Origin of the sequence: Caulobacter sp. X (assembly GCF_002742635.1) — a bacterium.
Taxonomy (GTDB): Bacteria; Pseudomonadota; Alphaproteobacteria; order Caulobacterales; family Caulobacteraceae; genus Caulobacter.
Genome location: NZ_PEGF01000001.1, coordinates 513501 through 537252, shown reverse-complemented (window position 1 = coordinate 537252; position 23752 = coordinate 513501). Strand labels below are relative to the sequence as shown.

The 23752-nt window shown below is 65.9% G+C and carries 26 protein-coding genes and 3 tRNA genes; 26 read left to right on the top strand and 3 right to left on the bottom strand.

What is annotated here, in order from left to right; genetic code table 11:
* The first annotated feature begins 81 nt into the window (after positions 1 to 81).
* The 4 genes from CSW60_RS02370 to CSW60_RS02350 all read left to right on the top strand — a co-directional run bounded on the left by CSW60_RS02370 (position 82) and on the right by CSW60_RS02350 (position 3105).
* Positions 82 to 360 carry an HU family DNA-binding protein gene (locus tag CSW60_RS02370; RefSeq protein ID WP_013079364.1) on the top strand — a complete coding sequence of 93 codons (279 nt, stop codon included), beginning with the start codon at positions 82 to 84 and terminating at the stop codon, positions 358 to 360.
* A gap of 194 nt (positions 361 to 554) precedes the next feature.
* Positions 555 to 629: transfer RNA gene (locus tag CSW60_RS02365), tRNA-Val, on the top strand.
* A 105-nt stretch (positions 630 to 734) separates the two neighbouring features.
* Complete coding sequence (locus CSW60_RS02360) at positions 735 to 1628, top strand: SPFH domain-containing protein (protein ID WP_099535737.1); 894 nt, start codon at positions 735 to 737, stop codon at positions 1626 to 1628.
* Positions 1629 to 1896: 268 nt separating this feature from the next.
* Positions 1897 to 3105: a glycosyltransferase family 1 protein gene (locus CSW60_RS02350; protein WP_099535735.1), complete on the top strand. Its 1209-nt coding sequence runs from the start codon at positions 1897 to 1899 to the stop codon at positions 3103 to 3105.
* Here CSW60_RS02350 and CSW60_RS02345 read toward each other — a convergent pair.
* The 3 genes from CSW60_RS02345 to CSW60_RS02335 form a co-directional block, all read right to left on the bottom strand.
* Positions 3102 to 4094 carry an LLM class flavin-dependent oxidoreductase gene (locus CSW60_RS02345; protein WP_099535734.1) on the bottom strand — a complete coding sequence of 331 codons (993 nt, stop codon included), beginning with the start codon at positions 4092 to 4094 and terminating at the stop codon, positions 3102 to 3104. The genes CSW60_RS02350 and CSW60_RS02345 overlap by 4 nt on opposite strands.
* Before the next feature lie 79 nt (positions 4095 to 4173).
* A tRNA-Asp gene (locus CSW60_RS02340) sits at positions 4174 to 4250 on the bottom strand.
* Positions 4251 to 4317: 67 nt separating this feature from the next.
* Positions 4318 to 4394 (bottom strand) — tRNA-Asp (locus tag CSW60_RS02335).
* A gap of 314 nt (positions 4395 to 4708) precedes the next feature.
* On the opposite strand from CSW60_RS02335, the gene CSW60_RS02330 reads away from it, so the two are divergent.
* The 22 genes from CSW60_RS02330 (at position 4709) to CSW60_RS02225 (ending at position 23670) form a co-directional block, all read left to right on the top strand.
* The gene (locus CSW60_RS02330) at positions 4709 to 5086 is read left to right on the top strand and encodes an NADH-quinone oxidoreductase subunit A (protein ID WP_066683466.1); all 378 of its coding nucleotides are present in this window, start codon (positions 4709 to 4711) and stop codon (positions 5084 to 5086) included.
* Complete coding sequence (locus CSW60_RS02325) at positions 5056 to 5637, top strand: NADH-quinone oxidoreductase subunit B family protein (protein WP_099535733.1); 582 nt, start codon at positions 5056 to 5058, stop codon at positions 5635 to 5637. Before CSW60_RS02330 ends, CSW60_RS02325 begins: the two co-directional genes overlap by 31 nt.
* Entirely contained in the window at positions 5634 to 6263 is a 630-nt protein-coding gene (locus CSW60_RS02320) for an NADH-quinone oxidoreductase subunit C (protein ID WP_099535732.1), read from the top strand. The genes CSW60_RS02325 and CSW60_RS02320 overlap by 4 nt, the downstream gene beginning before the upstream one ends.
* 4 nt (positions 6264 to 6267) lie before the next feature.
* The gene (locus CSW60_RS02315; protein WP_099535731.1) at positions 6268 to 7518 is read left to right on the top strand and encodes an NADH-quinone oxidoreductase subunit D; all 1251 of its coding nucleotides are present in this window, start codon (positions 6268 to 6270) and stop codon (positions 7516 to 7518) included.
* Positions 7515 to 7847 (top strand): nuclear transport factor 2 family protein, encoded by a 333-nt coding sequence (locus CSW60_RS02310; protein WP_099535730.1) that lies wholly within the window; start codon positions 7515 to 7517, stop codon positions 7845 to 7847. The genes CSW60_RS02315 and CSW60_RS02310 overlap by 4 nt, the downstream gene beginning before the upstream one ends.
* Entirely contained in the window at positions 7844 to 8533 is a 690-nt protein-coding gene (nuoE, locus tag CSW60_RS02305) for an NADH-quinone oxidoreductase subunit NuoE (protein WP_099535729.1), read from the top strand. The genes CSW60_RS02310 and nuoE overlap by 4 nt, the downstream gene beginning before the upstream one ends.
* A 1-nt stretch (position 8534) precedes the next feature.
* Complete coding sequence (locus tag CSW60_RS02300; RefSeq protein WP_099442831.1) at positions 8535 to 8759, top strand: hypothetical protein; 225 nt, start codon at positions 8535 to 8537, stop codon at positions 8757 to 8759.
* Positions 8756 to 9019, top strand: coding sequence for a hypothetical protein (locus CSW60_RS02295; RefSeq protein WP_099535728.1), 264 nt, complete (start codon positions 8756 to 8758; stop codon positions 9017 to 9019). Before CSW60_RS02300 ends, CSW60_RS02295 begins: the two co-directional genes overlap by 4 nt.
* A gap of 3 nt (positions 9020 to 9022) precedes the next feature.
* On the top strand, positions 9023 to 10342 hold the full coding sequence (gene nuoF / locus CSW60_RS02290; RefSeq protein WP_099535727.1) for an NADH-quinone oxidoreductase subunit NuoF: 1320 nt from the start codon (positions 9023 to 9025) through the stop codon (positions 10340 to 10342).
* 5 nt (positions 10343 to 10347) lie between these two features.
* Entirely contained in the window at positions 10348 to 12411 is a 2064-nt protein-coding gene (nuoG, locus tag CSW60_RS02285; RefSeq protein ID WP_099535726.1) for an NADH-quinone oxidoreductase subunit NuoG, read from the top strand.
* 3 nt (positions 12412 to 12414) lie between these two features.
* Entirely contained in the window at positions 12415 to 13479 is a 1065-nt protein-coding gene (gene nuoH / locus CSW60_RS02280) for an NADH-quinone oxidoreductase subunit NuoH (protein ID WP_099535725.1), read from the top strand.
* Entirely contained in the window at positions 13479 to 13718 is a 240-nt protein-coding gene (locus CSW60_RS02275; RefSeq protein WP_099535724.1) for a hypothetical protein, read from the top strand. The genes nuoH and CSW60_RS02275 overlap by 1 nt, the downstream gene beginning before the upstream one ends.
* Positions 13715 to 13939, top strand: coding sequence for a hypothetical protein (locus CSW60_RS02270; RefSeq protein ID WP_099535723.1), 225 nt, complete (start codon positions 13715 to 13717; stop codon positions 13937 to 13939). The genes CSW60_RS02275 and CSW60_RS02270 overlap by 4 nt, the downstream gene beginning before the upstream one ends.
* Before the next feature lie 10 nt (positions 13940 to 13949).
* Complete coding sequence (nuoI, locus tag CSW60_RS02265; protein WP_099535722.1) at positions 13950 to 14441, top strand: NADH-quinone oxidoreductase subunit NuoI; 492 nt, start codon at positions 13950 to 13952, stop codon at positions 14439 to 14441.
* A gap of 82 nt (positions 14442 to 14523) precedes the next feature.
* Positions 14524 to 15141 carry an NADH-quinone oxidoreductase subunit J gene (locus CSW60_RS02260; RefSeq protein WP_099535721.1) on the top strand — a complete coding sequence of 206 codons (618 nt, stop codon included), beginning with the start codon at positions 14524 to 14526 and terminating at the stop codon, positions 15139 to 15141.
* Complete coding sequence (gene nuoK, locus CSW60_RS02255; RefSeq protein ID WP_099535720.1) at positions 15138 to 15443, top strand: NADH-quinone oxidoreductase subunit NuoK; 306 nt, start codon at positions 15138 to 15140, stop codon at positions 15441 to 15443. The genes CSW60_RS02260 and nuoK overlap by 4 nt, the downstream gene beginning before the upstream one ends.
* Positions 15444 to 15451: 8 nt before the next feature.
* Positions 15452 to 17515, top strand: a complete 2064-nt coding sequence (gene nuoL / locus CSW60_RS02250; RefSeq protein ID WP_099535719.1) for an NADH-quinone oxidoreductase subunit L — start codon at positions 15452 to 15454, stop codon at positions 17513 to 17515.
* Positions 17512 to 19014, top strand: coding sequence for an NADH-quinone oxidoreductase subunit M (locus CSW60_RS02245; protein WP_201722951.1), 1503 nt, complete (start codon positions 17512 to 17514; stop codon positions 19012 to 19014). The genes nuoL and CSW60_RS02245 overlap by 4 nt, the downstream gene beginning before the upstream one ends.
* A gap of 7 nt (positions 19015 to 19021) precedes the next feature.
* The gene (nuoN, locus tag CSW60_RS02240; protein ID WP_099535717.1) at positions 19022 to 20467 is read left to right on the top strand and encodes an NADH-quinone oxidoreductase subunit NuoN; all 1446 of its coding nucleotides are present in this window, start codon (positions 19022 to 19024) and stop codon (positions 20465 to 20467) included.
* Positions 20454 to 21209, top strand: coding sequence for a biotin--[acetyl-CoA-carboxylase] ligase (locus CSW60_RS02235; RefSeq protein WP_369801003.1), 756 nt, complete (start codon positions 20454 to 20456; stop codon positions 21207 to 21209). The genes nuoN and CSW60_RS02235 overlap by 14 nt, the downstream gene beginning before the upstream one ends.
* Positions 21206 to 21991, top strand: coding sequence for a type III pantothenate kinase (locus CSW60_RS02230; protein ID WP_099535716.1), 786 nt, complete (start codon positions 21206 to 21208; stop codon positions 21989 to 21991). Before CSW60_RS02235 ends, CSW60_RS02230 begins: the two co-directional genes overlap by 4 nt.
* Entirely contained in the window at positions 21991 to 23670 is a 1680-nt protein-coding gene (locus tag CSW60_RS02225; protein WP_099535715.1) for a ribonuclease J, read from the top strand. The genes CSW60_RS02230 and CSW60_RS02225 overlap by 1 nt, the downstream gene beginning before the upstream one ends.
* Positions 23671 to 23752: the final 82 nt, after the last annotated feature.

Genomic DNA, 23752 nt, shown 5'->3' with positions numbered 1-23752 from the left:
AGGCATTTTCTACCGCCATAATCCCTGGCGAGCGCAGCGCCGTAAGCGAAAACACGTCGCCGCTCAGGCTGGGAGAAAAACATGACCACAAAAGCCGAACTCGTCACGGCGATCGCCGAGAAGGCGGGCATCAACAAGAACCAAGCCAAAGACGCGCTGGAAGCCTTCATCGACGCCGTCACCGACTCTCTCAAGTCGGGCCAGGACGTGCGCCTGGTCGGTTTCGGCACGTTCAAGGCCGTGACCCGCGCCGCGGGCACCGCGCGAAATCCGCGGACGGGCGAGACGGTGAACCGTCCCGCGTCGAAGACCGCGCGTTTCCAGGTCGGCGAAGGCCTGAAGTCGTCTCTGAACGGTTGATCCAGTTTCCGCTTAAGGGAGGCGGGGCGTCGCGGGGGCTGACGTTCCGCCTTTCGTATTTCGGGCTTTGCCCGAAGGCGCGCGCCCGCTAGAAGCGGCGGCCTTAGGGCGCGTCAAGTTTAGGTGTGAGCGGGCAAACCGCTCGAACGCGCTCTTAAGCGTCAGAAGATTGAGCCTGCCAGCCAGGTTCCAGAGGGCAGTTAGCTCAGCGGTAGAGCGTCTCGTTTACACCGAGAGGGTCGGGGGTTCGATCCCCTCACTGCCCACCATTCCCTTCAGAGCCAAAGCATCGGGCGTTTGATCCAAGGTCACGCTTTCGCTTGGACTCCGCGATCAAAGTGATATCATTTTGATCGCAACGCTGGAGGTGCGTCATGTCTGAGACCCGGACCATCAACCCGACCAACGAACGGCCGTACGCCGGCGTGAACGGAGGCGTCGCGCTGCTGGCCGCGCCCTTGCTTTTGGGGCTCGGAACCTGGCTGCTGCTTCAGGCGCGCGACGGTGGCGGCGCGCTCTTCACCCTATCTGGCGCGGCGCTGGTGACCCTCGCGATCCTGGTGTCGTGCGGCTTCTATTCGCTGCAGCCGAACGAAGCCTACGCCATCACGCTGTTTGGCTCGTATGTGGGCACGGACCGTGCGACCGGCCTGCGCTGGATCCTGCCCTGGTATGGCCGCAAGAAGATCAGCCTCCGGGTGCGCAACGTGACCAGCGAGACGCTGAAGGTGAACGACAAGCGCGGCAACCCGATCGAGATCGCGGCCAACATCGTCTGGCGGGTCAATGACTCGGGCCAGGCGCTGTTCGACGTCGATGACTACGCCGCTTTCGTGAACATCCAGATCGAGACGGGCTTGCGCGAGGTCGCCTCGCATTACGCCTACGATCACGCCGAGGAGGGCGAACCTACCCTGCGGGCGGACGCTGAAGAGGTGGGTGATCGCCTGCGCAAGGATCTGCAGCAAAGAACGGCCGTCGCCGGCGTCGCGATCGATGAAGCGCACCTGATGCATTTGGCCTATGCGCCGGAGATCGCCGGCTCGATGCTGAAGCGTCAGCAGGCCGAGGCGGTGCTGGCCGCTCGTCGGACCATCGTCGCCGGCGCGGTCGACATGGTCGAAAGCGCGCTGGGTCAGTTGAGCGAGCGGGGCGTCGTCTCCCTGGATGACGAGCGCCGCGCCTCGATGGTTTCCAACCTGCTGGTGGTGCTCTGCGCCGACCGCGAGGCCCAGCCCGTGGTCAACACCGGCACGCTCTACGGCTGACGTGGCGAGCGGCCAAAATGACGCCAAGGGGGGGCGGCGCGCGTTTCTGATGCGCGTCAGCCCCGAGATCCTGTCGGCGATCGAGCGACTGGCGGCGTCCGAGTTGCGTAGCGTGAACGCGCAAGTCGAGGTATTGCTACGCGAAGCGCTAGGACGTCGCGGCGTTACTCGGAAATCGTCCGGGGACGGCGAGGAACCCTAGCTGTCGCAAAAGCTTTATCGATCCGGGGCCGAATGGGGAGGCCTGGCGTAACGATGAGGATTCGGCGTGACGGATACGAGAACGGATCGGCCGCTCGGCCTGGGTAGCTTTTCCGCCGAGATCGATCCGCCGCTCGACACTGTCCGTCTGGTCGACACGACCATGCTCTACGCGCCGCGCAGCGGTGGGGTTCGGCGGTATCTCTCGTCCAAGCGCGCATGGCTGGCGGCCAACAGGCCCGCCGTTCGCCATACGCTGGTCGTCCCTGGGGCGCGGGACTCTTACGACGGCAATGGACGGGTCTCGATCTACGCGGCGCCGCTGCCGTTCGGGGCCGGCTATCGCTGGCCGGTGGTGAAGGCCGCCTGGATGGAGCGGTTGATCCGCCAGCGGCCGGATATCATCGAGGCGGGCGATCCCTATACGCCGGGTCTGGCGGCCTTGAGGGCCGGCGACGCGCTGGGCGTGCCCGTGGTCGGCTTCTGTCACACCGATCTTGGCAAACTGGCGGCGTTGCACATCGGAGAATGGGCCGAGAAGCCGGTCCAGAAGCGCTGGGCCGCCGTCTATCGTCAGTTCGATCAGGCCGTGGCGCCCAGCCGGTTCATCGCGGGACGTTTGATCGAGGCTGGCGTGCACAACGCCATCGGTCTGCCGTTGGGCGTCGATACCGAACTGTTCCACCCCAGCCGCGCGGATCGCGACGCGCTGCGTCGGCGGCTGGGCCTCGCCCCGGACGAGAAGCTGCTGGTCTTCGCCGGACGACCGGCGCGGGAGAAGCGCCTGGATGTCCTGGTCGGCGCGGTCGAGCGGCTGGGCGTCCCCTACAAGCTGCTGTTCGTCGGCGCCGGCGGCGGCGCGCCGATCAGCGATCGGGCCTTGAGCCTGGACTATGTGCGCGACCCAGCCGAGTTGGCGGGCATCTTGGCCAGTTGCGACGCCTTCGTGCATGCCAACGACAATGAGCCTTTTGGGCTGATCGTCCTGGAAGCCATGGCTTGTGGGCTTCCCGTTGTCGGCGTCGCCGCGGGCGGCGTGGCGGAATCGGTCGATGGGGCCGTCGGGGAGCTGGCTGTCCGTTCAGAGCCGGGCGCCTTCGCCGAAGCTATCGAGGCGCTGTTCGCTCGCGACCTCGCCGCCGTGGGCGCCGCCGCGCGCCGGCGCGCCATGGAGCGGCACGGATGGGACGCGGTCTTCCGCCAGCTGTGCTTCATCTATGGCGGACTGACGGGCCGCAGCGCCTTTGGCGGCCTATCGCACCTGCGCAACCACTAGGCGGATCGCAGCCCCGCCAGGATCTCGTAGCTGTGCTTGCGCGCGCCGTGGTCGTAGATCTGCGACGCCGCCATCAGTTCATCCGCGCCGGTCATGTCCAGGACCTGGTCGATCTTGCGTCTCACCGTCTCGGGCGAGCCGATGGCGGAATACTGGAAGGTGTGGTCGAGGCCCGCCAGTTCCGCCGGCGAGGCGTGCTCGCGGATGTCGTCCACGGGCGGCGGCAGCAGACCCGGACGACCGCGGCGCAGCGCCAGGAACTGCTGCTGGGTCGAGGTCGCCAGACGGGCGGCCTCCTTGTCGGTGTCGGCGGCGCAGACGCCGATGCAGACCATGGCGTAGGGCTTGTCCAAGGTTTCCGACGGCTTGAAGTGGCGGCGATAGAGGAGGAGGGCGTCCAAGAGGGCGTCCGGCGCGAAGTGGGCGGCGAAGGCGTAGGGCAGGCCCAGGGCGGCGGCGAGCTGCGCGCCCCAGGTCGATGACCCGAGAATCCAGATCGGCACATCCTGGCCTTCCCCGGGAACGGCGCGAACGCCCTGGTCCGCCGTCGCCGGCTTGAACCAGTGCTGCAGCTCGACGACGTCCTGGGCGAAGGAATCGACCGCGCCGGCGTAGCGGCGCAGCGCGCGCATGGTCGCCTGATCCGTGCCGGGAGCCCGGCCCAATCCTAGATCGATGCGCCCCGGATAGAGCGCGTTCAGGGTGCCGAACTGCTCGGCGACCATCAACGGGGCGTGGTTGGGCAGCATGACGCCGCCGGAGCCGACGCGAATCGTCGAGGTGCCGCCAGCCACGTGACCGATGACGACGGCCGTCGCCGCGCTGGCGATGCCTGGCATGTTGTGGTGTTCGGCCAGCCAGTAGCGATGGAATCCGAGGCGCTCTGCGTGTTGGGCCAGGTCCAGGCTATTGTGGAGGGCTTCCCCGACATTGGTCCCTTGCGGAACGGGAGCCAGGTCGAGGACGGAGAAGCGGGGATAAGCGGCCATTACCGCTAGATGGCGCGTAAAGTCCGCAACTCAAGGCGTTGCGGAAATGGTTCTCTATGTCGTGGGAGCCACTGGACGGTGGCGCGAATGACGGGGCTCGAACCCGCGACCTCCGGCGTGACAGGCCGGCGCTCTAACCAACTGAGCTACATCCGCGTCGTGCGCCAAAGCGCGACGGTCGTCCGTAGACCGAAAGGAGGGAGGCATACCACCTATGAAGGGGTGGCGCGAATGACGGGGCTCGAACCCGCGACCTCCGGCGTGACAGGCCGGCGCTCTAACCAACTGAGCTACATCCGCATATCCCTTCGCCGGAGCGAAAGTGCGACCCGCCGATCGGCGAGGCGCGTCTGATATGTCGCTCGAAGACTCGTGTCAACGGCCATATCGAAGAAGCGACAAATGGCGTGTGGAGAGCTTTGTGTTTCGCTGGTTTAAATAGAGGGCAGGGCGCGCGCGCCGGCCTTTGCGGGCAAGGAATGGGCGTCCAGACATTGGTGAACCACCGTTAGGTAAACGAGCTCTAGTTGCGATCGTTTCTCAATGTGTTCCGGGGTGTTTGAAGCCGTTGCGACACTGGGCTACAACCCGCTCGATTCAAGCCAAGGCCCGTCATGACCGCCTTCCTTCTTCAGTACCTGCCGATCGTGATCTTCCTAGGGATCGCGGCGGCCATCGGGATCGTCTTCATCCTGGCCGCGGCCGTGCTCGCGCCCAAGGCGCCGGACCCGGAAAAGCTCTCCGCGTACGAATGCGGCTTCAACGCCTTCGACGACGCGCGCATGAAGTTCGACGTTCGGTTCTACCTGGTGTCGATCCTGTTCATCATCTTTGACCTGGAAGTCGCGTTCCTGTTCCCGTGGGCGGTCACGCTGATGAAGCTGCCGCATGACGTGGCCCAGTTCGCCTTCTGGTCGATGATGGCCTTCCTCGGCGTCCTGACCGTTGGCTTTATCTACGAATGGAAGAAGGGCGCCCTCGAATGGGAGTGATCGTTCCCGCCAACGCGGCTGGCCGTGCGACGGTCGAGGGCTATGACCCCAAGCTGCATGACCCGTTCTTCGACGGCGTGTCGCAGCAACTGGCCGACAAGGGCTTCATCACGGCCGCCGCCGACGACCTGATCACCTGGGCTCGCACGGGCTCGCTGATGTGGATGACGTTCGGCCTGGCCTGCTGCGCCGTCGAGATGATGCACTCGGCCATGCCGCGCTACGACCTGGAGCGTTACGGCTTCGCGCCGCGCGCCAGCCCGCGTCAGTCGGACGTGATGATCGTCGCCGGCACCCTGACCAACAAGATGGCTCCGGCCCTGCGCAAGGTCTACGACCAGATGCCAGAGCCCCGTTACGTCATCTCGATGGGCAGCTGCGCCAATGGCGGCGGCTACTACTATTATAGCTACAGCGTCGTGCGCGGCTGCGACCGCGTCGTGCCGATCGACATCTACGTGCCGGGCTGCCCGCCGACGGCCGAGGCGCTGGTCTACGGCGTGCTGCAGCTGCAAAAGAAGATTCGTCGTACGGGGACGATCGAGCGATGAGCGACGAGGTTTCGACCGAAACGGCGGTCTCGCCGCTGGAAGCGCTGGGTCAGGCGATCGTCGCCAACAGCGCCGGCGCTGTCACCGCCTATCACGTGGCGTTTGGCGAGCTGACCGTGCTGGGCCCGGCCCATCGCGTCGTCCAGGCGCTGGAGTTCCTGCGTGATCATCCGGACTGCCGCTTCCACCAGCTGGTGGACCTGACGGCGGTTGACTATCCGGAGCGCGAGCGCCGTTTCGACGTGGTCTATCACCTGCTGTCGATGGTGAAGAACGTTCGCATCCGCCTGAAGGTCCAGACCGACGAGGATACGGCCGTCCCGAGCGCCACGCCGGTTTTCCCGGTCGCGGACTGGTTCGAGCGCGAAGCGTTCGACATGTACGGCGTGTTCTTCGAAGGGCACCCCGACCTGCGCCGGATCCTGACCGACTACGGCTTCCACGGCCATCCGCTGCGGAAGGACTTCCCCATGACCGGTTATGTGGAGGTCCGCTACGACGACGAGCTCAAGCGCGTCGTCTACGAACCCGTGAAGATCACCGAGTTCCGCGCTTTCGATTTCCTGTCTCCGTGGGAAGGCGCCAAGTACGCCCTGCCGGGCGACGAGAAGGCGGAGAAGGCATAGGGCCATGACTGGTACGAACGCTCCGGCGGCATCCACCGACTTCTTCCGCGACGAACCGACCGCTCCGGCCATCCCGGAGACGCCCGTCCGCAAGTTCAACATCAACTTCGGCCCGCAGCACCCGGCCGCGCACGGCGTGCTGCGCCTGGTGCTGGAGCTGGACGGCGAAATCGTCGAACGCGTCGATCCGCACATCGGCCTGCTGCACCGCGGCACCGAGAAGCTGATGGAAGCGCGCACCTATCTGCAGAACATCCCGTACTTCGACCGCCTCGACTATGTGGCGCCGATGAACCAGGAGCATGCGTTCTGCCTGGCCATCGAGAAGCTGCTGGGCGTCGAGGTTCCGCGTCGCGGCCAGATCGTGCGCGTGCTGTTCTGCGAGATCGGCCGCATCCTCAATCACCTGCTGAACGTGACGACCCAGGCCATGGACGTCGGCGCCCTGACGCCGCCGCTCTGGGGCTTCGAGGAGCGCGAGAAGCTGATGATCTTCTACGAGCGCGCCTGCGGCGCTCGTCTGCACGCCAACTATTTCCGTCCGGGCGGCGTCCACCAAGATCTGACGCCCGAGCTGATCGACGACATCGAGACCTGGGCGAAGGCTTTCCCCAAGATCTGCGACGACATCGAGGGCCTGATCACCGACAACCGCATCTTCAAGCAGCGCAACGTCGATATCGGCGTGGTCAGCAAGGAAGACGCCTGGGCCTGGGGCTTCTCCGGCGTGATGGTGCGTGGCTCGGGCATCGCCTGGGACCTGCGCCGCAACCAGCCTTACGAGAACTACAACGAGTTCGAGTTCGACATCCCGCTGGGCAAGAACGGCGACTGCTATGATCGCTATCTCTGCCGCATGCAGGAAATGCGTGAGTCCACCAAGATCATCCTGCAGGCGGTCGCCATGCTGCGCGGCACGCCGGGTCCGGTCCTGAGCGAGGACAACAAGGTCAGCCCGCCCCGTCGCGCCGAGATGAAGCGCTCGATGGAAGCTCTGATCCACCATTTCAAGCTCTACACCGAGGGCTTCAAGACGCCCGAGGGCGAGGTCTACGCGGCCGTCGAAGCGCCCAAGGGCGAGTTCGGCGTCTACGTCGTCAGCAACGGCACCAACAAGCCGTACCGCTGCAAGATCAAGGCCCCGGGCTTCTCGCACCTGGCGGCGATGGACTGGATGAATCGCGGCCACCAGCTGGCCGACGTCTCGGCCATTCTAGGCTCGCTCGACATCGTGTTCGGCGAGGTCGACCGGTGAGCCTGGAAGCCATCGCCCAGGCGCAGCTCGACGCCTACAACGCCCAGGACCTGGACGCGCATTGCGCCCACTTCGCCGACGACGTCGTCGTGGCGGGTCTGAACGGCGATGTCGCGCGGACGGGCATAGACGCCTATCGCGCCTTCTACGCCAAGACCTTCGCCGAGTTTCCCAAGAACAAGGCGACGCTGCTGAACCGCATCGTGGTCGGATCCAACGTGATCGACCACGAGCATGTCGACCGCGGCAACGGCGATGCGCCGTTCCAGGTCGCCGCCATCTACACCTTCAAGGGCGACAAGATCGCCCGCGTGGATTTCGCCCGATGAGCGTCCGTCGTCTCGCTAAAGAACAGCCCGCCAGCTTCGCCTTCTCGAAGGAAAGCCAGGCCAAGGCCGACTGGTGGAAAGCCAAGTATCCCGCCGCCCGCAAGCAGTCGGCGGTGATCCCAATGCTGTGGCTGGCCCAGAAGCAGGAAGGCTGGGTGTCCGAGCCCGCGATCCAGGAGATCGCCAAGCAGCTCGAGATGCCGGTCATCCGCGTGCTGGAAGTCGCCACCTTCTACGTGATGTTCCAGCTGCAACCGGTCGGCAAGGTCGCCTTCGTCCAGCTGTGCGGCACCACGCCGTGCCAGCTGCGCGGCGCGCTGGACCTCAAGGCCGTGCTGAAGGACAAGATCGGCGAGGCCAACCACGTCTCTGCCGACGGCAAGTTTAGCTGGGAAGAGGTCGAGTGCCTGGGCGCGTGCTGCAACGCCCCGATGGCCGCGATCAACGACTACTACTACGAGGACCTGACGCCGGAGAGCCTGGCCCAGATCCTCGACGACTTCGCCGCTGGCAAGTCGCCCAAGCCCGGCAGCTATGACGGCCGCGTGGCGTCGGAGCCGAAGGGCAAGATCCAGACCCTGACGGATCCGAAGCTGTACGACGGCTCGGCCGCCAAGAAGATCAAGATCCCGAACCTGCCCGAGAAGCCGAAGGCTTCGAAGGCCAAGTCGGAGCCGGCCGCCTGACATGACCGCTGACGCCGCCCTCCAGAAGAAGCGCCTGACCGCGATGCTCGTCATCAACGCGGTGTGCTTCGTGCTGGCCGGCGTCTCGATCTATGGCGCGGTGTCGCTCCGGATCGACTGGCTGCGGCTGGTCTTCCTGGGCGCGATCGTCGCCGGTCTGGGCTCGCACGTCTGGTTCATCCTGGGCTGGATGCGCGCGACCAAGGGCGAGGAGGGCGCGTCGTGACCGACAACGCTCTCGACGCTCGCCGGACGGCCTATTTCAACACGGTCAAGAGCGTGGGCCGCCGCGAGCGCGGCCTGGGCCTCCTGGCTTGCCTTCTCGGCGCGCTGCTCCTGATCTGGGGCCGATCCGTCGAGAACGCTCCGTTTTGGGCGGCTTGGGCCGGCCTCGTCACGATTGGCGTGGGTTGGTCGCTTTTCGCCTATGTCATCCTCCGTCGGACGCGCTATGTGCGCGCCCATCCATTCGATCCGCAAAGCTGAGTCATGGTCGGTATCCTCGAAGACAAGGACCGCATCTTCACGAACCTCTACGGTCTCCAGGATTGGGGCCTCGAGGGCGCGAAGAAGCGCGGCTGCTGGAATGGCACCAAGGACATCCTGGACGCCGGGCGCGACTGGATCATCGACAACATGAAGAACTCCGGCCTGCGCGGCCGGGGCGGCGCCGGTTTCTCGACCGGCCTGAAGTGGTCGTTCATGCCCAAGGAAGTGAAGGAAGGTCGTCCTCACTACCTGGTGGTCAACGCCGACGAATCGGAACCGGGCACCTGCAAGGACCGGGAGATCATGCGGCATGACCCGCATCTCCTGATCGAGGGCTGCCTGATCGCCTCGCGCGCGATGCTGGCCCACGCCTGCTACATCTACATCCGCGGCGAGTACGTCTTCGAGCGCGAGCGCCTGGAAGCGGCGATCAAGCAGGCCTACGAGGCCAAGCTGATCGGCAAGAACAACGTCCACGGCTGGGACTTCGACCTCTACGTCCACCACGGCGCCGGCGCCTATATCTGCGGCGAAGAGACGGCCCTGCTGGAAAGCCTGGAAGGCAAGAAGGGCCAGCCGCGCCTGAAGCCGCCGTTCCCGGCGGGCGCTGGCCTCTACGGCATGCCGACCACGGTCAACAACGTCGAGTCGATCGCCGTCGCGGGCACGATCCTGCGTCGCGGCGCGGCCTGGTTCGCCGGTTTCGGCCGTCCGAACAACGCCGGCACCAAGCTCTTCTGCGTCTCGGGCCACGTGAACCTGCCCTGCAACGTCGAAGAGGCGATGAGCATCCCGTTCCGCCAGCTGATCGAGGATCATTGCGGCGGCATCCGGGGCGGCTGGGGTAACCTGAAGGCCGTCATCCCGGGCGGCTCGTCCGTGCCGATGATCCCGGCCGAGCAGTGCGAAGACCTGCCGATGGACTTTGACGCCCTGCGCAACCTGCGCTCGGGTCTCGGCACCGCGGCCGTCATCGTCCTGGACAAGTCGACCGATCTCGTCCGCGCCATCGCTCGCCTGTCGTACTTCTACAAGCACGAGAGCTGCGGCCAGTGCACGCCGTGCCGCGAAGGCACCGGCTGGATGTGGCGCGTCATGGAGCGCATGGCGACCGGCGAGGCCGATCCGAAGGAGATCGACACCCTGCTGGACGTCACGACCCAGGTCGAGGGTCACACCATCTGCGCCCTGGGCGACGCGGCCGCCTGGCCGATCCAGGGTCTGTTCCGCCACTTCCGCCACGAGGTGGAGGAGCGGATCGCTTCCTATCGTAGCGGTCGCCTGCACGTGCAGGGCGCCAAGCTGATCGCGGCGGAGTAACAAGAATGGCTATCGCCAAGGTCAACGGCGTCGAAGTCGAGTTCGAACCCGGCATGACGGTTCTGCAGGTCGCGGAACTGGCCGGCGAGGAAATCCCGCGCTTCTGCTACCACGAACGCCTGTCCATCGCCGGCAACTGCCGGATGTGCCTCGTCGAGGTGAAGCCCGGCCCGCCGAAGCCGCAGGCCTCGTGCGCCCTGCCGGCCGCCGAGGGCCAGGAGATCTTCACCAAGACTCCGATGGTCAAGAAGGCCCGCGAAGGGGTGATGGAGTTCCTGCTCATCAACCACCCGCTGGATTGCCCGATCTGCGACCAGGGCGGCGAGTGCGACCTGCAAGACCAGGCCATGGGCTATGGCCGCGACGACAGCCGCTATGAAGAGAACAAGCGCGCCGTCGAAGAAAAGTCGATGGGCCCGCTGATCAAGACCGTGATGACGCGCTGCATCCAGTGCACGCGCTGCGTCCGCTTCATCACCGAAGTCGCCGGCTCGCCGGAAATCGGTCTGATCTCGCGCGGCGAAGACGTTGAAATCACGACCTATCTGGGCGCGGCGGTGACGTCGGAGCTCAGCGCCAACGTGATCGACCTTTGTCCGGTCGGCGCCCTGACCAGCAAGCCCTACGCCTTCGAAGCCCGTCCGTGGGAACTGAAGAAGACCGAGAGCATCGACGTCATGGACGCCCTGGGCTCGTCGATCCGCGTCGACGCCCGCGGCGCCGCTGTCCTGCGCGTGCTGCCGCGCGTCAACGATGACGTCAACGAAGAGTGGATCTCGGACAAGACCCGCTACGCGGTCGACGGCCTGCAGCGTCAACGCTTGGACCGTCCGTATGTCCGCGACGCCGCCGGCAAGCTGAAGCCGGCGACCTGGGCCGAGGCCTTCGCGGCCGTGGCCAGCAAGATCAAGGCGGCCAAGCCGGAGCGCATCGGCGTGATCGCCGGCGACCTGCAGGACGCCGAAAGCCTGAAGGCGACCAAGGACCTCTTCACCGCGCTGGGCGTGAAGAACCTGGACAGCCGCCAGGACGGTTCGGCGCTGGGCGTCGGCCCGCGCGAAGGCTGGCTGTTCAACTCGACCATCGCCGGCATCGAGAACGCCGACGTGGTGCTGTTCGTCGGCGCCAATCCGCGCCTCGAGGCCCCGGTCCTGAACGCCCGCTTCCGCAAGCAGTGGCTGGCCGGTAAGACCCGCTTCGGCGTGATCGGCGAGCAGGCCGACCTGACCTTCGGCTACGACTACCTGGGCGCTGGCGCTCAGACGCTGTCGGGCCTGGCCAAGAGCAAGAATGACTTCGTCGCCGCCCTGAAGGCCGCTGAGCGTCCCGCGATCATCATCGGCCAGGGCGCCCTGGCCCGCGCCGACGGCGCGGCGATCCTGAAGGCCGCCGCCGGCCTCGCCAAGACGATGAAGGTCGTCCGCGACGGTTGGAACGGCTGGAACGTCCTGCACACCGCCGCCGCGCGCGTCGCCGGCCTCGACATGGGCTTCGTCCCGGCCGAGGGCGGCCTGTCGACCGCCGACATGCTGAAGCCTGGCGCTCTGGACGTCCTGTTCCTGCTGGGCGCTGACGAGTGCGAAACCTCGGCCACGGGCGCCTTCAAGATCTATCTCGGCACGCACGGCGACGCCGGCGCGCACAAGGCCGACGTGATCCTGCCGGGCGCGGCCTACACCGAGAAGAACGGCCTGTACGTGAACCTCGAAGGTCGCGTTCAGATGGGCAAGCGCGCCGTGTTCCCGAAGGGCGAGGCCAAGGAAGACTGGTCGATCCTGCGGGCGCTGTCCGAGGTGCTCGGCCACAAGCTGCCCTATGACAGCCTGGACCAGCTGCGCGCCAAGCTGTTCGCCGACCACCCGACCTTCGGCCAGATCGATTACGCGCCGGGCTCGGTCGCCACGTCGTTCGACGTCGGGGCCCTGGGCGGCGCGGGCGAGGTCTCGGACGCGCCGTTCGAGAGCCCGATCAAGGCCTTCCACCTGACCAACCCCATCGCGCGCGCCAGCGTGACCATGGCCGAATGCGCGGCCGTGGCTTCCGGCGCCGCCAAGATCGCTGCGGAGTAGACCGTGGGCTCGAATTCTCCGCTTCTCTGGTTTGGCCTGACGACCGGCGGCATCCTGCTGGTCGTGATCTGGGTTCTGCTGAGCCTGGCCTTCCTGCTGCTGGCCGACCGCAAGATCTGGGCCGGCGTCCAGATGCGCAAAGGCCCCAACGTCGTGGGTCCCTTCGGCCTGCTGCAGTCCTTCGCCGACTTCTTCAAGTTCGTGCTGAAAGAGATCGTGATCCCGGCCGGCGCCGACAAGGTGGTGTTCATCCTGGCGCCGCTGATCAGCCTGATCCTGGGCTTCGTCGGCTGGGCCGTGGTGCCCTTCGCGCCGGGCTGGGTCGTCTCGAACCTCAACGTCGGCATCCTTTACCTGCTGGCGATGAGCTCGCTGGGCGTCTACGGCATCATCATGGGCGGCTGGGCTTCGAACTCGAAGTATCCGTTCCTGGGCGCGCTGCGTTCAGCGGCGCAGATGGTGTCGTACGAAGTCTCGATCGGCCTGATCATCATCACGGTGATCCTGCTGGCCGGTTCGATGAACCTGTCGACCATCGTCGAGAAGCAGTCGGGCTGGATCTGGAACTGGAACGTGTTCGGCGGCGCGGGCCTCAAGAACATCATCCTGCTGCCGGTCATGGTCGTGGCCATGGGCATGTTTTACATCTCGGGCCTCGCCGAGACGAACCGTCCGCCGTTCGACCTTCCCGAAGCTGAATCCGAACTCGTGGCCGGCTATCAGGTCGAGTACAGTTCGACGCCGTACCTGCTGTTCATGGTGGCCGAGTATTCGAACATCGTCCTGATGTGCGCCATGATCAGCGTGCTGTTCTTCGGCGGCTGGAACCCGGGCTTCCCGATCGGCTTCACCGCCGGCTGGCCGCCGTTCCTGGTCAACCTGCTGCTGGCCCTGGTGTTCTACGCCAAGATCGTCTTCTGGTTCTTCATGTTCGCCATGGCGAAGGCGATCGTGCCTCGCTACCGCTATGACCAGCTGATGCGCCTGGGTTGGAAGGTGTTCCTGCCGACCTCGCTGGTGCTGGTCGCCGCGGTCGCCGCCTGGCGCGTGTTCGGTCCGGGGGCTTGATGCGCCGCGGCGCGCTGATCGCCCTGGGCCTGAGCGGCCTGACCTTGGCGGCCTGTCAGGCCGTCTCGGCGCCGGACCGCTCGTATTCCCTGGGCGACGGGGTCGTCAGTTACGACGACCTGCGGCGCGCGGGCGAGAAGTGCAAGGCTGACGGCGGGGTCATACAGTCCAAGCAGGACGGCGGTGATCCGGCCCAGCTGTCGAACTACACCTGCGTCATTCCCCGGGCGGGGAAATGAGGCAGGGTCTGCTCGGGATCGCGATGGTCGGCCTTCTGGCCGGCTGTGCGACCTGGGGACCGAATATTCCGCGACCGCCGCAGCGGACGCTGGAGGACAAGGTCGAGGCGCGCCGCAAGGAAGACGCCAAGACCAAGAAATGCGTCCTCGAGCAGCAGATGCGTCGGCAGCAGAAAGAGCAGGGGAGGTCTGTGAAGCCCTTTCCCAAGGAAAAGTGTTAGGAGAGCTCTGGTGTTCCAGCGCATCACTCAAGCGGCCAAGGGCGCGGCCCTTCTGGACTTCGCGGGCGCCTTCGGCCTGGCCATGAAGTATCTGGTCGCGCCGAAGAAGACCGTGATCTATCCGAACGAGCGCGGCCCGCAGTCGCCCCGCTTCCGCGGCGAGCACGCTCTGCGTCGCTATCCGTCGGGCGAAGAGCGCTGCATCGCTTGCAAGCTCTGTGAAGCTGTTTGCCCAGCCCAGGCCATCACGATCGAGGCCGAGCCGCGCGAGGACGGCAGCCGTCGCACGACCCGCTACGACATCGACATGGTCAAGTGCATCTACTGCGGCCTGTGCCAGGAGGCCTGCCCGGTGGACGCCATCGTGGAAGGTCCGAACATCGAGTTCGCGACCGAGACCCGCGAAGAGCTCTACTACGACAAGGAACGTCTTCTCGATAACGGCGACCGCTGGGAGCGCCTGATCGCGAAGAATCTGGAGTTGGACGCGCCCTACCGCTAAAGACGGGGCGAATCCTGGGAGGCGGCCCGTCGTCACGGCGAGCCGCCATTGGACTTTAGTTTTCAGGGGAGCACCTGGGCCAATGGCCTTGCAGGCGATCGCTTTCTATCTGCTGGCTTTCGTGACCATCGCGGCGGGTCTTCTCGTCGTGTCGGCCCGAAACCCGGTGCACTCGGTGCTCTTCCTGATCACCGCCTTCTTCTCGGCCGCCGGCCTCTTCGTCCTGCTGGGCGCGGAGTTCCTCGCGATGCTGCTGATCGTCGTCTATGTGGGCGCGGTCGCGGTGCTGTTCCTGTTCGTCGTCATGATGCTGGACGTGGACTTCGCCGAGCTTCGTCAAGGCTTCGCCCAGTATCTGCCGATCGGCGGCCTGGTCGGGGGCGTCCTGACGCTGGAGATGATCTTCGTCGCCGCGACGGTGGCGAGCAACGGCGCGGCCGCCAAGAACGGCCTGCCGAACGCTTCGCCGGGCGGCGTTCCGAACACCGAAGCGATCGGTCGCGTGCTCTACACCGACTACATTTTCTTCTTCCAACTGGCGGGCCTGGTGCTGCTGGTCGCCATGATCGGCGCCATCGTCCTGACCCTGCGCCACAAGCCGGGCGTCAAGCGCCAGGACATCGGCAAGCAGGTCGCCCGCACGCCCAAGACCGGCATGACGCTGGTCCAGATCAAGCCGGGTGAGGGGATCTCCGAATGATCGGCCTTCCGCACTATCTCGTCGTCGCCGCGATCCTGTTCACGATCGGCGTCTTCGGCATCTTCGTGAACCGCAAGAACATCATCGTCATCCTGATGTCGATCGAGCTGATCCTTCTGGCGGTGAACGTGAACCTCGTGGCGTTCTCGGCCTTCCTGCACGACGTGGCGGGACAGATCTTCGCGATGTTCGTTCTGACCGTGGCCGCCGCCGAGGCGGCCGTGGGTCTGGCCATCCTCGTCACCTTCTTCCGCAACCGCGGCGATATCGCGGTTGACGACGCCAGCATGATGAAGGGCTAAGCGACGTCATGCAGACGCTTGTCACCATTCTCGTTTTCGCGCCGATCATCGCCGCGGCGATCGCCGGCCTGTTCGGCCGCCGCATCGGCGACGTGGCCTCGCAATCGGTCACCACCGGCGCGCTGATCCTGTCCTGCGCGCTGTCCTGGTACACGTTCAGCCAGTGGACCTGGGGGCACATGGAGGCCTTCACGGTCAACCTGCTGCCGTTCATCCACATCGGCGACTTCCAGGCCAACTGGTCGATCCGCATCGACGCCCTATCGGCGACCATGCTGATCGTGGTCACGACGGTCTCGGCCCTCGTGCACATCTATTCCTGGGGCTACATGGCCGAGGACGACAGCAAGCCGCGCTTCTTCGCGTACCTGTCGCTGTTCACCTTCGCCATGCTGTCGCTGGTCACCGCCGCCGACTTCATGCAGCTGTTCTTCGGCTGGGAAGGCGTGGGCCTGGCCTCGTACCTGCTGATCGGGTTCTGGTTCAAGAAGCCCTCGGCCAGCGCCGCCGCCATCAAGGCCTTCGTGGTCAACCGGGTCGGCGACTTCGGCTTCGCCCTGGGCATCATGACGACCTACTGGGCGTTCGGCACGATCCAGTTCGCCGAGATCTTCCCGCAGGTCGCCGCGCACGCGGGCAAGACCTGGGAATTCGCGGGTCACACCTTCCCGCTGATGGATATCGCCTGCTTCCTGCTGTTCATCGGCGCGATGGGCAAGTCGGCGCAGTTCTTCCTGCACACCTGGCTTCCGGACGCCATGGAAGGCCCGACCCCGGTGTCGGCCCTGATCCACGCGGCCACCATGGTGACCGCCGGCGTCTACATGCTGTGCCTGCTGTCGCCGATGTTCGAATACGCGCCCGTCGCCAAGAACATCGTCACGGTCATTGGCGCGGTGACGGCCCTGTTCGCCGCCACGGTCGGCCTGACCCAGAACGACATCAAGCGCGTGATCGCCTACTCGACCTGTTCGCAGCTGGGCTACATGTTCTTCGCGGCCGGCGTCGGCGCCTATCAGGCGGCCATGTTCCACCTGTTCACCCACGCCTTCTTCAAGGCCCTGCTGTTCCTGGGCGCCGGTTCGGTGATCCACGGCATGCACCACGAGCAGGACATGCGGAAGTATGGCGCTCTCGCCAAGCTGCTGCCGGTGACCTTCCTCGCCATGACGATCGGCACGATCGCCATCACGGGCCTCGGCTTCCCGCCGCTGCACCTGGGCTTCGCCGGCTTCTACTCGAAGGACACCATCATCGAGGCGGCCTTCGCCGCCGGTGGCCACAATTCGATCGCCATGTTCGCGTGGGTGATCGGCGTGCTGGTGGCGGGCCTGACCTCGTTCTACTCGTGGCGCCTGGCGTTCTTCACCTTCAACGGCAAGGCGCGCTGGGGTCATGACGACCATCACGCTCAGGATGCGCACGGTCATGACGCCCATAGCCATGATGCTCACGGTCATGACGACCACGCGCACGACGATCACGGCCATGGTCACGACCACAAGCCGCATGAGAGCCCGATGGTCATGCTGTTCCCGCTGATCGTGCTGTCGATCGGCGCGATCGCCGCCGGCTTCGTGTTCAACGGCTACTTCGTCGGCCACCACCAGGAGGAGTTCTGGCGCGGCGCGATCTTCACGGCTCCGAGCAACCAAGTGCTGCACCACGCGCACGAGGTGGCCGAGTGGGTGAAGTGGAGCCCGCTGATCGCTTCGCTGATCGGCCTGCTGATCGCCGTCTATGTCTACCTGATCAAGGGCGACGAGCGCCTGGGCCTGAAACTGGCCGAGCGCAAGGGCCCACTGTACGTCTTCTTCTACAACAAGTGGTTCTTCGACGAACTTTACGACGCCACCTTCGTGCGCTTCGCCAAGTTCCTCGGCGACCTGTTCTGGAAGGGCGGCGACCAGAAGATCATCGACGGCCTCGGCCCGGATGGCGTCAGCCACGTCTCGTATGAGGTCGGCAAGCGCACCGGCAAGCTGCAGACCGGCTATCTCTACCACTACGCGTTTGTCATGCTGCTCGGCGTCGCCGGCCTGCTGACCTTCGCCTTGTACGCCTTCCGTTGAGGGGGACGGAGTTCATGAGCGGCCTTCTCAGCCTTACGACCTTCGCGCCCATCGTCGGCGTCGCGGTGATCCTCGCCGCGCGCGCCTTGAACGGCGCGGGTGAAAAGACCGACACCCTGGCCAAGTGGATCGCGCTCGTGACCACCCTGGTCACGTTCGGCCTGTCGATCGTCCTGACCGTCCAGTTCGACCCGAAGAACCCGGGCTTCCAGTTCGTGGAAGACTTCGCCTGGTTCGCCGGTCTGCACTACCGCATGGGCGTGGACGGCATTTCGGTGCTGTTCGTCCTGCTGACCGCGTTCCTGCTGCCGATCTGCATCATCGCCAGTTGGAAGTCGGTCGAGAAGCGCGTCGTCGAATACCTGATCGCCTTCCTGGTCCTTGAGACCCTGGTGATCGGCGTGTTCGCCGCGCTGGACCTGGTGCTGTTCTACCTGTTCTTCGAGTTCGGCCTGGTCCCGATGTTCCTGATCATCGGCATCTGGGGCGGCAAGCGTCGCGTCTACGCGGCCTACAAGTTCTTCCTCTACACGCTGCTCGGCTCGGTGCTGATGCTGGCGGCGATCCTGGCGATGATCTCGATCTCGGGCACCTCGTCGATCCCCGACCTGATGCACTACAAGTTCGCGCCGTGGCTGCAGACGTGGCTGTGGCTGGCCTTCTTCGCCTCGTTCGCGGTGAAGATGCCGATGTGGCCGGTCCACACCTGGCTGCCCGACGCGCACGTCGAGGCGCCGACGGCCGGTTCGGTCATACTGGCGGGCATTCTGCTGAAGATGGGCGGCTACGGCTTCATGCGCTTCAGCCTGCCGATGTTCCCGAACGCCTCGGAGATGTTCCAGCCGCTGGTGTTCGCGATGTCGGCGATCGCCATCGTCTACACCTCGCTGGTCGCCTTCCGTCAGACCGACATCAAGAAGCTGATCGCCTATTCGTCCGTCGCCCACATGGGCTTCGTGACCATGGGCATCTTCTCGGGCAACGCCGCCGGCGAACAGGGCGCTCTCTTCCAGATGCTGAGCCACGGGGTGATCTCCGGCGCGCTCTTCCTCTGCGTCGGCGTCGTCTACGACCGCATGCACACCCGCGAGATCGCCTTCTACGGCGGCCTGACCAACCGGATGCCGCACTACGCCTTCGTGTTCCTGCTGTTCACGATGGGCAATGTCGGCCTGCCGGGCACCTCGGGCTTCGTCGGTGAAATCCTGACCATGACCGGCGCCTACAAGGCTTCGACCTGGACGGCGCTGGTGGCGGCGACGGGCGTGATCCTGTCGGCCATGTACGCCCTGACGCTGTACCGTCGGGTCATGTACGGCGAGATCACCAATCCCGAGCTGAAGACCATCACGGATCTGGACGCTCGCGAGATCCTGCTGTTCGTCCCGCTCATCATCATGACCCTGGTGCTGGGCATCTATCCCAATCTTGTGTTCAACCTGACCGCGTCTTCCGTCGACGCGTTGGTCGGCGCCTGGCGCGCCGCCCTGGGCGGGTGAGGGGCCTATGACGTTTTTCGCCAACTTCTCGCTCGTGCTGCCTGAGATCGTTCTCGCGATCGCGGCGCTCGTCCTGCTGGTCGCCGGCGCCTTCCGAGGCAAGGTCGGCGCCATCTTCACGCTCGCGGCCGTAGCCGCGCTGGTCGCGGCGGCCGCCACGGCGGTTCTCGGCCCGCACGGCCGCGCCTTCGGCGGCGTCTACGCGGCCGACGCCGCGGCGACCTACGCCAAGGTCGCCATCTATCTCTCCAGCGCCGTGGCCGTCATGCTCGGCGACCGCTGGCTGGCCCAGCGCGGCGACCAGAAGTTCGAGTTCGCCGTCCTGGTGATCCTGGCCGCCGTCGGCATGGGCGTGACCGCCTCGGCCGGCGACCTGATCAGCCTCTATGTCGGCGTCGAGCTGCAGTCCCTGGCCCTGTACGTGCTGGCCGCCATGCGCCGCGACGACGCCAAGTCGTCGGAAGCGGGCCTGAAGTACTTCGTGCTGGGCGCGCTGTCGTCGGGCCTGCTGCTGTACGGCAGCTCGCTGATCTACGGCTTCACCGGTTCGACCCACTTCAGCCAGATCGCCCTGGCGGCCGCCCATGGCGGCACGCACGGCGTCGGCCTGCTGTTCGGCCTGGTGTTCCTGATCTGCGGCCTGGCGTTCAAGGTTTCGGCGGCGCCGTTCCACATGTGGACCCCGGACGTCTACGAAGGCGCCCCGACCCCGGTTGTCGGCTTCTTCGCCGCCGCGCCGAAGTTGGCCGCCATGATGATGTTCGCCCGCGTGCTGGGCGACGCCTTCCCGGGCTCGGTCGACAAGTGGCGCCAGATCCTGGTGATCGCGGCCCTGCTGTCGGTCTTCGTCGGCGCCTTCGCGGGCCTGGCCCAGACCAACCTGAAGCGCCTGTGGGCCTATTCCTCGATCGCCAACGTCGGCTACGCCCTGCTGGGCGTCGCGACCGGCGGCGAGGTCGGCCTGCAGTCGATGCTGCTGTTCATGACCCTCTACATGGTCGACGTCACCGGCTTCTTCGCCTGCCTGCAGGCCCTGAACCGCGACGGCAAGCCCATGGAGACGATCGAGGACATGGCGGGCCTGATCAAGGAACGTCCAGGCGTCGCCATCGCCATGACCGCGTTCTCGCTGTCGGCCCTGGGTCTGCCGCCGTTCTCGGGCTTCTGGTCGAAGTACTATGTCTTCAAGGCCGCCCTGGGCACGGGCGATGTGATGATGCAGTGGGCCGCCGTGCTTGGCCTGGTCGGCTCGGTCGTCGCGGCCTTCTATTACCTGCGCCTGATCAAATCGATGTGGTTCGACGCTCCTGCGGGCGCTGTCGACGCCTCGTCGCCTTCGGCGCGCGCCGTGGGTTACGCCGCCGCGATCTTCTCGTTCCCGATCGTGCTCGTGGCCCTGGTGTGGCTGGATCCGGCTGCCAAGGCCGCAGCGGCCGCCTTTGGTCACGCGTGACGTGACGGGCGCCGCGCCCGTCATCGTTCTCGACGAGATCGACTCCACCAACGCCGAGGCTCGTCGTCGGGCCGAGGCGGGCGAGGCCGGCCCCCTGTGGCTGGTCGGTCTGCGCCAGACCGCCGGACGTGGTCGTCGCGGTCGTCCCTGGGAGACCGGGGAGGGCAATCTGGCCGCCACGCTGCTTTTCCGCACCGACAAGCCGCCCGGCGAGGCCGCCCAGGTCTCGTTCGTGGCGGCCTTGGCCGTCGCGGACATGTTGGCCCAGTATGCGCCGGCTCCTCTCGTCAGCCTGAAGTGGCCCAATGATCCCTTGTTGGGCGGGCTGAAGGTCAGCGGCATCCTCATCGAGTCCGGCGCCTCCCCTCTGGGAGGCCTTTGGCTCGCCGTGGGGATCGGCGTGAACCTGAGGCGCAAGCCGATCGACTCCGAGCGCCCCGCGACCTCGATCGCGACCTACAGCGAGACCCTGCCGCCAACCCCGACCGAAGCCATCGCGGTGCTCGCCGAGACGTTCGATCGCTGGTTCGGCGTCTGGAACACCCTGGGCTTTCCCGCCATCGCCGACGCCTGGACGGCCCGCGCCCACGGTCTGGGCGAGCCTTGCGTCGCCCGACTTGGGACCGAAACGGTCGAAGGCGTTGCTGAAGGACTGGACGGCGACGGCGCGCTGAGGCTCCGTCTGCCCGACGGCAAGGTGCGGCGGATCACCGCCGGCGACGTGTTTTTCGGAGGCGCTTGATGCTGCTCGCGATCGAACAGGGCAACACCAACACCATGTTCGCGATCCACGACGGCCAGTCGTGGGTGGCCCAGTGGCGCTCGGCCACCGAGAGCACGCGCACCGCGGACGAATATGTGGTGTGGCTGTCGCAGTTGCTGTCGATGCAGGGTCTCGGTTTCCGGGCCATCGACGCGGTGATCATCTCCAGCGTCGTGCCGCAGTCGATCTTCAACCTGCGCAACCTGTCCCGCCGCTATTTCAACGTCGAGCCGCTGGTGATCGGCGAGAACGCCAATCTCGGCATCGATGTCCGCATTGAAAAGCCCTCCGAGGCCGGCGCCGACCGCCTGGTGAACGCCATCGGCGCCGCCATGATGTATCCGGGCCCGCTGATCGTGATCGACAGCGGCACGGCCACGACCTTCGACATCGTCGCGGCCGACGGCGCCTTCGAAGGCGGCATCATCTCGCCCGGCATCAACCTCTCGATGCAGGCTTTGCACGAGGCGGCGGCGAAGCTGCCCCGGATCGCCATCCAGCGGCCGGCCGGTAACAGGATCGTGGGCACCGACACCGTCTCCGCCATGCAATCGGGCGTGTTCTGGGGCTATATCTCTCTGATCGAAGGTCTCGTCGCGCGCATCAAGGCCGAACGCGGCGAGCCCATGACCGTTATCGCCACCGGCGGCGTCGCCTCCCTGTTCGAGGGCGCCACCGACAGCATCGACCACTTCGACCCCGATCTGACGATCAGGGGCCTCCTAGAAATCTACCGCCGAAACACCATTTCCGAGACCTGATGAAAAAATCCAAAGACGACGAACTCGTCTTCCTGCCGCTTGGCGGGTCGAACGAGATCGGCATGAACTTCAACCTGTACGGCTTCGGGCCGGCGCATGATCGCAAGTGGATCGTGGTCGACCTGGGCGTGACGTTCGGCGATCAGACGACGCCGGGCGTCGAGATCATCCTGCCGGATCCCGAGTTCATCGAGCCCTATGCCGACGATATCCTCGGCATCGTCCTGACCCATGCGCACGAAGACCACCTGGGCGCCGTGCACTGGCTGTGGCCACGCCTGAAGGCGCCGGTGTTCGCCACGCCGTTCACCGCCTTCCTGCTGCGTGAGAAGCTGCGCGACGCCGGCCTCCTTGATGAGGTGCCGATCACCGAGATCCCGCTGGGCGGAACCTTCGAGCTCGGCCCGTTCGCGCTGGAACTGATCACCCTGACCCACTCGATCCCCGAGCCGAACGGCCTGGCGATCAAGACGCCATTGGGCACGATCCTGCACACCGGCGACTGGAAGATCGATCCCGAACCCCAGCTAGGCGCGCCGACCGACGACGCCGCGCTCCGCCGCCTGGGCGACGAGGGCGTGCTCGCGATGGTTTGCGACAGCACCAACGTCTTCGTCGAAGGAACCGCCGGGTCCGAGGCCGATGTCCGCGAAGCCTTGGGCAATCTGATCAAGAGCCTGAAGGGCAAGATCGCCGTCGCCTGCTTCGCCTCGAACGTGGCGCGCATGGACACGGTGATCCGCGCGGCCCAGGCCTGCGGCCGCAAGGTATGCCTGGCCGGCCGCTCGATGCACCGCATGGCCGCCGCCGCGCGGTCGGTCGGGCTGCTGGAAGGCATCGAGCCCTTCATCAACGACGACCAAGCCAAGCACCTGCCGGAAGATCAGGTGCTGTTCCTGTGCACCGGCAGCCAGGGTGAGGCCCGCGCGGCGCTGTCGCGCATCGCCGACGGCAGCCATCCGCACGTGAAGCTGGGCGCGGGCGACCACGTGATCTTCAGCTCGCGGGTCATCCCGGGCAACGAGATCCCGATCCGCAACCTGCAGAACAAGCTGGCCGATCGGGGCGTTCGCCTGCACACCGAGCGCGACACGCCCGGCATCCACGTCTCGGGCCACCCGTGCCGCGAGGAGCTGCGCCAGATGTACCAGTGGGTGCGTCCGCAGATCGCGGTGCCGACTCACGGCGAGCGCCGCCACCTGATCGAGCACGCCGCCTTCGCCAAGGACCTGCAGATCCCGCAGGCGGTTAGCCCACGCAACGGCGACATGGTGCGCCTGGCGCCGGGCAAGCCGGAGATCATCGACGAGGTGCCGGCCGGGCGTCTTTATGTCGATGGCGGGGTCGTCACGCCCGAGAATGGCGAGGCGCTGCGCGAGCGCCGCCACGCCGCCTTCAACGGCATGCTGGCCGTGTCGATCGTTCTGGATGGCCGTAACAAGATTGTTTCGGGCCCCCAGGTGCGCGGCATCGGGCTGACCGGGGACGACGAGTACACGCTGGACGACGCCTTGGACGATCTCTGCGAGGAAGCCGAGACCGCCTACAAGAAGCTGGACGGCGATGCTCGCGAGATCGACGAGACGATCGAAAGCGCCATCTCGCGGGCGGTCAAGAAGGCCGCGTTCCGCATCTGGGAGCGCAAGCCGGTCGTCGAGACGACCGTCCTGCGGATCTGAAGAAGAGCGCCGCCGCGAAAACGCCGCGGCGGCGCGCTCTTTTCGCGCTGCAGCACTGGTGCTAGGCCATTCGCCAACAACC

Coding starts and splice junctions, on each gene's coding strand:
- CSW60_RS02345 (WP_099535734.1), bottom strand. CDS start 4,094: ATGGCCGCTTATCCCCGCTTCTCCGTCCTCGACCTGGCTCCCGTTCCG.
- CSW60_RS02320 (WP_099535732.1), top strand. CDS start 5,634: ATGAGCGACGAGGTTTCGACCGAAACGGCGGTCTCGCCGCTGGAAGCG.
- CSW60_RS02300 (WP_099442831.1), top strand. CDS start 8,535: ATGACCGCTGACGCCGCCCTCCAGAAGAAGCGCCTGACCGCGATGCTC.
- nuoE (WP_099535729.1), top strand. CDS start 7,844: ATGAGCGTCCGTCGTCTCGCTAAAGAACAGCCCGCCAGCTTCGCCTTC.
- nuoL (WP_099535719.1), top strand. CDS start 15,452: ATGCAGACGCTTGTCACCATTCTCGTTTTCGCGCCGATCATCGCCGCG.
- nuoN (WP_099535717.1), top strand. CDS start 19,022: ATGACGTTTTTCGCCAACTTCTCGCTCGTGCTGCCTGAGATCGTTCTC.
- nuoK (WP_099535720.1), top strand. CDS start 15,138: ATGATCGGCCTTCCGCACTATCTCGTCGTCGCCGCGATCCTGTTCACG.
- CSW60_RS02270 (WP_099535723.1), top strand. CDS start 13,715: ATGAGGCAGGGTCTGCTCGGGATCGCGATGGTCGGCCTTCTGGCCGGC.
- CSW60_RS02360 (WP_099535737.1), top strand. CDS start 735: ATGTCTGAGACCCGGACCATCAACCCGACCAACGAACGGCCGTACGCC.
- CSW60_RS02325 (WP_099535733.1), top strand. CDS start 5,056: ATGGAAGAAGGGCGCCCTCGAATGGGAGTGATCGTTCCCGCCAACGCG.
- nuoG (WP_099535726.1), top strand. CDS start 10,348: ATGGCTATCGCCAAGGTCAACGGCGTCGAAGTCGAGTTCGAACCCGGC.
- CSW60_RS02275 (WP_099535724.1), top strand. CDS start 13,479: ATGCGCCGCGGCGCGCTGATCGCCCTGGGCCTGAGCGGCCTGACCTTG.
- CSW60_RS02370 (WP_013079364.1), top strand. CDS start 82: ATGACCACAAAAGCCGAACTCGTCACGGCGATCGCCGAGAAGGCGGGC.
- CSW60_RS02315 (WP_099535731.1), top strand. CDS start 6,268: ATGACTGGTACGAACGCTCCGGCGGCATCCACCGACTTCTTCCGCGAC.
- nuoF (WP_099535727.1), top strand. CDS start 9,023: ATGGTCGGTATCCTCGAAGACAAGGACCGCATCTTCACGAACCTCTAC.
- CSW60_RS02260 (WP_099535721.1), top strand. CDS start 14,524: ATGGCCTTGCAGGCGATCGCTTTCTATCTGCTGGCTTTCGTGACCATC.
- CSW60_RS02225 (WP_099535715.1), top strand. CDS start 21,991: ATGAAAAAATCCAAAGACGACGAACTCGTCTTCCTGCCGCTTGGCGGG.
- CSW60_RS02330 (WP_066683466.1), top strand. CDS start 4,709: ATGACCGCCTTCCTTCTTCAGTACCTGCCGATCGTGATCTTCCTAGGG.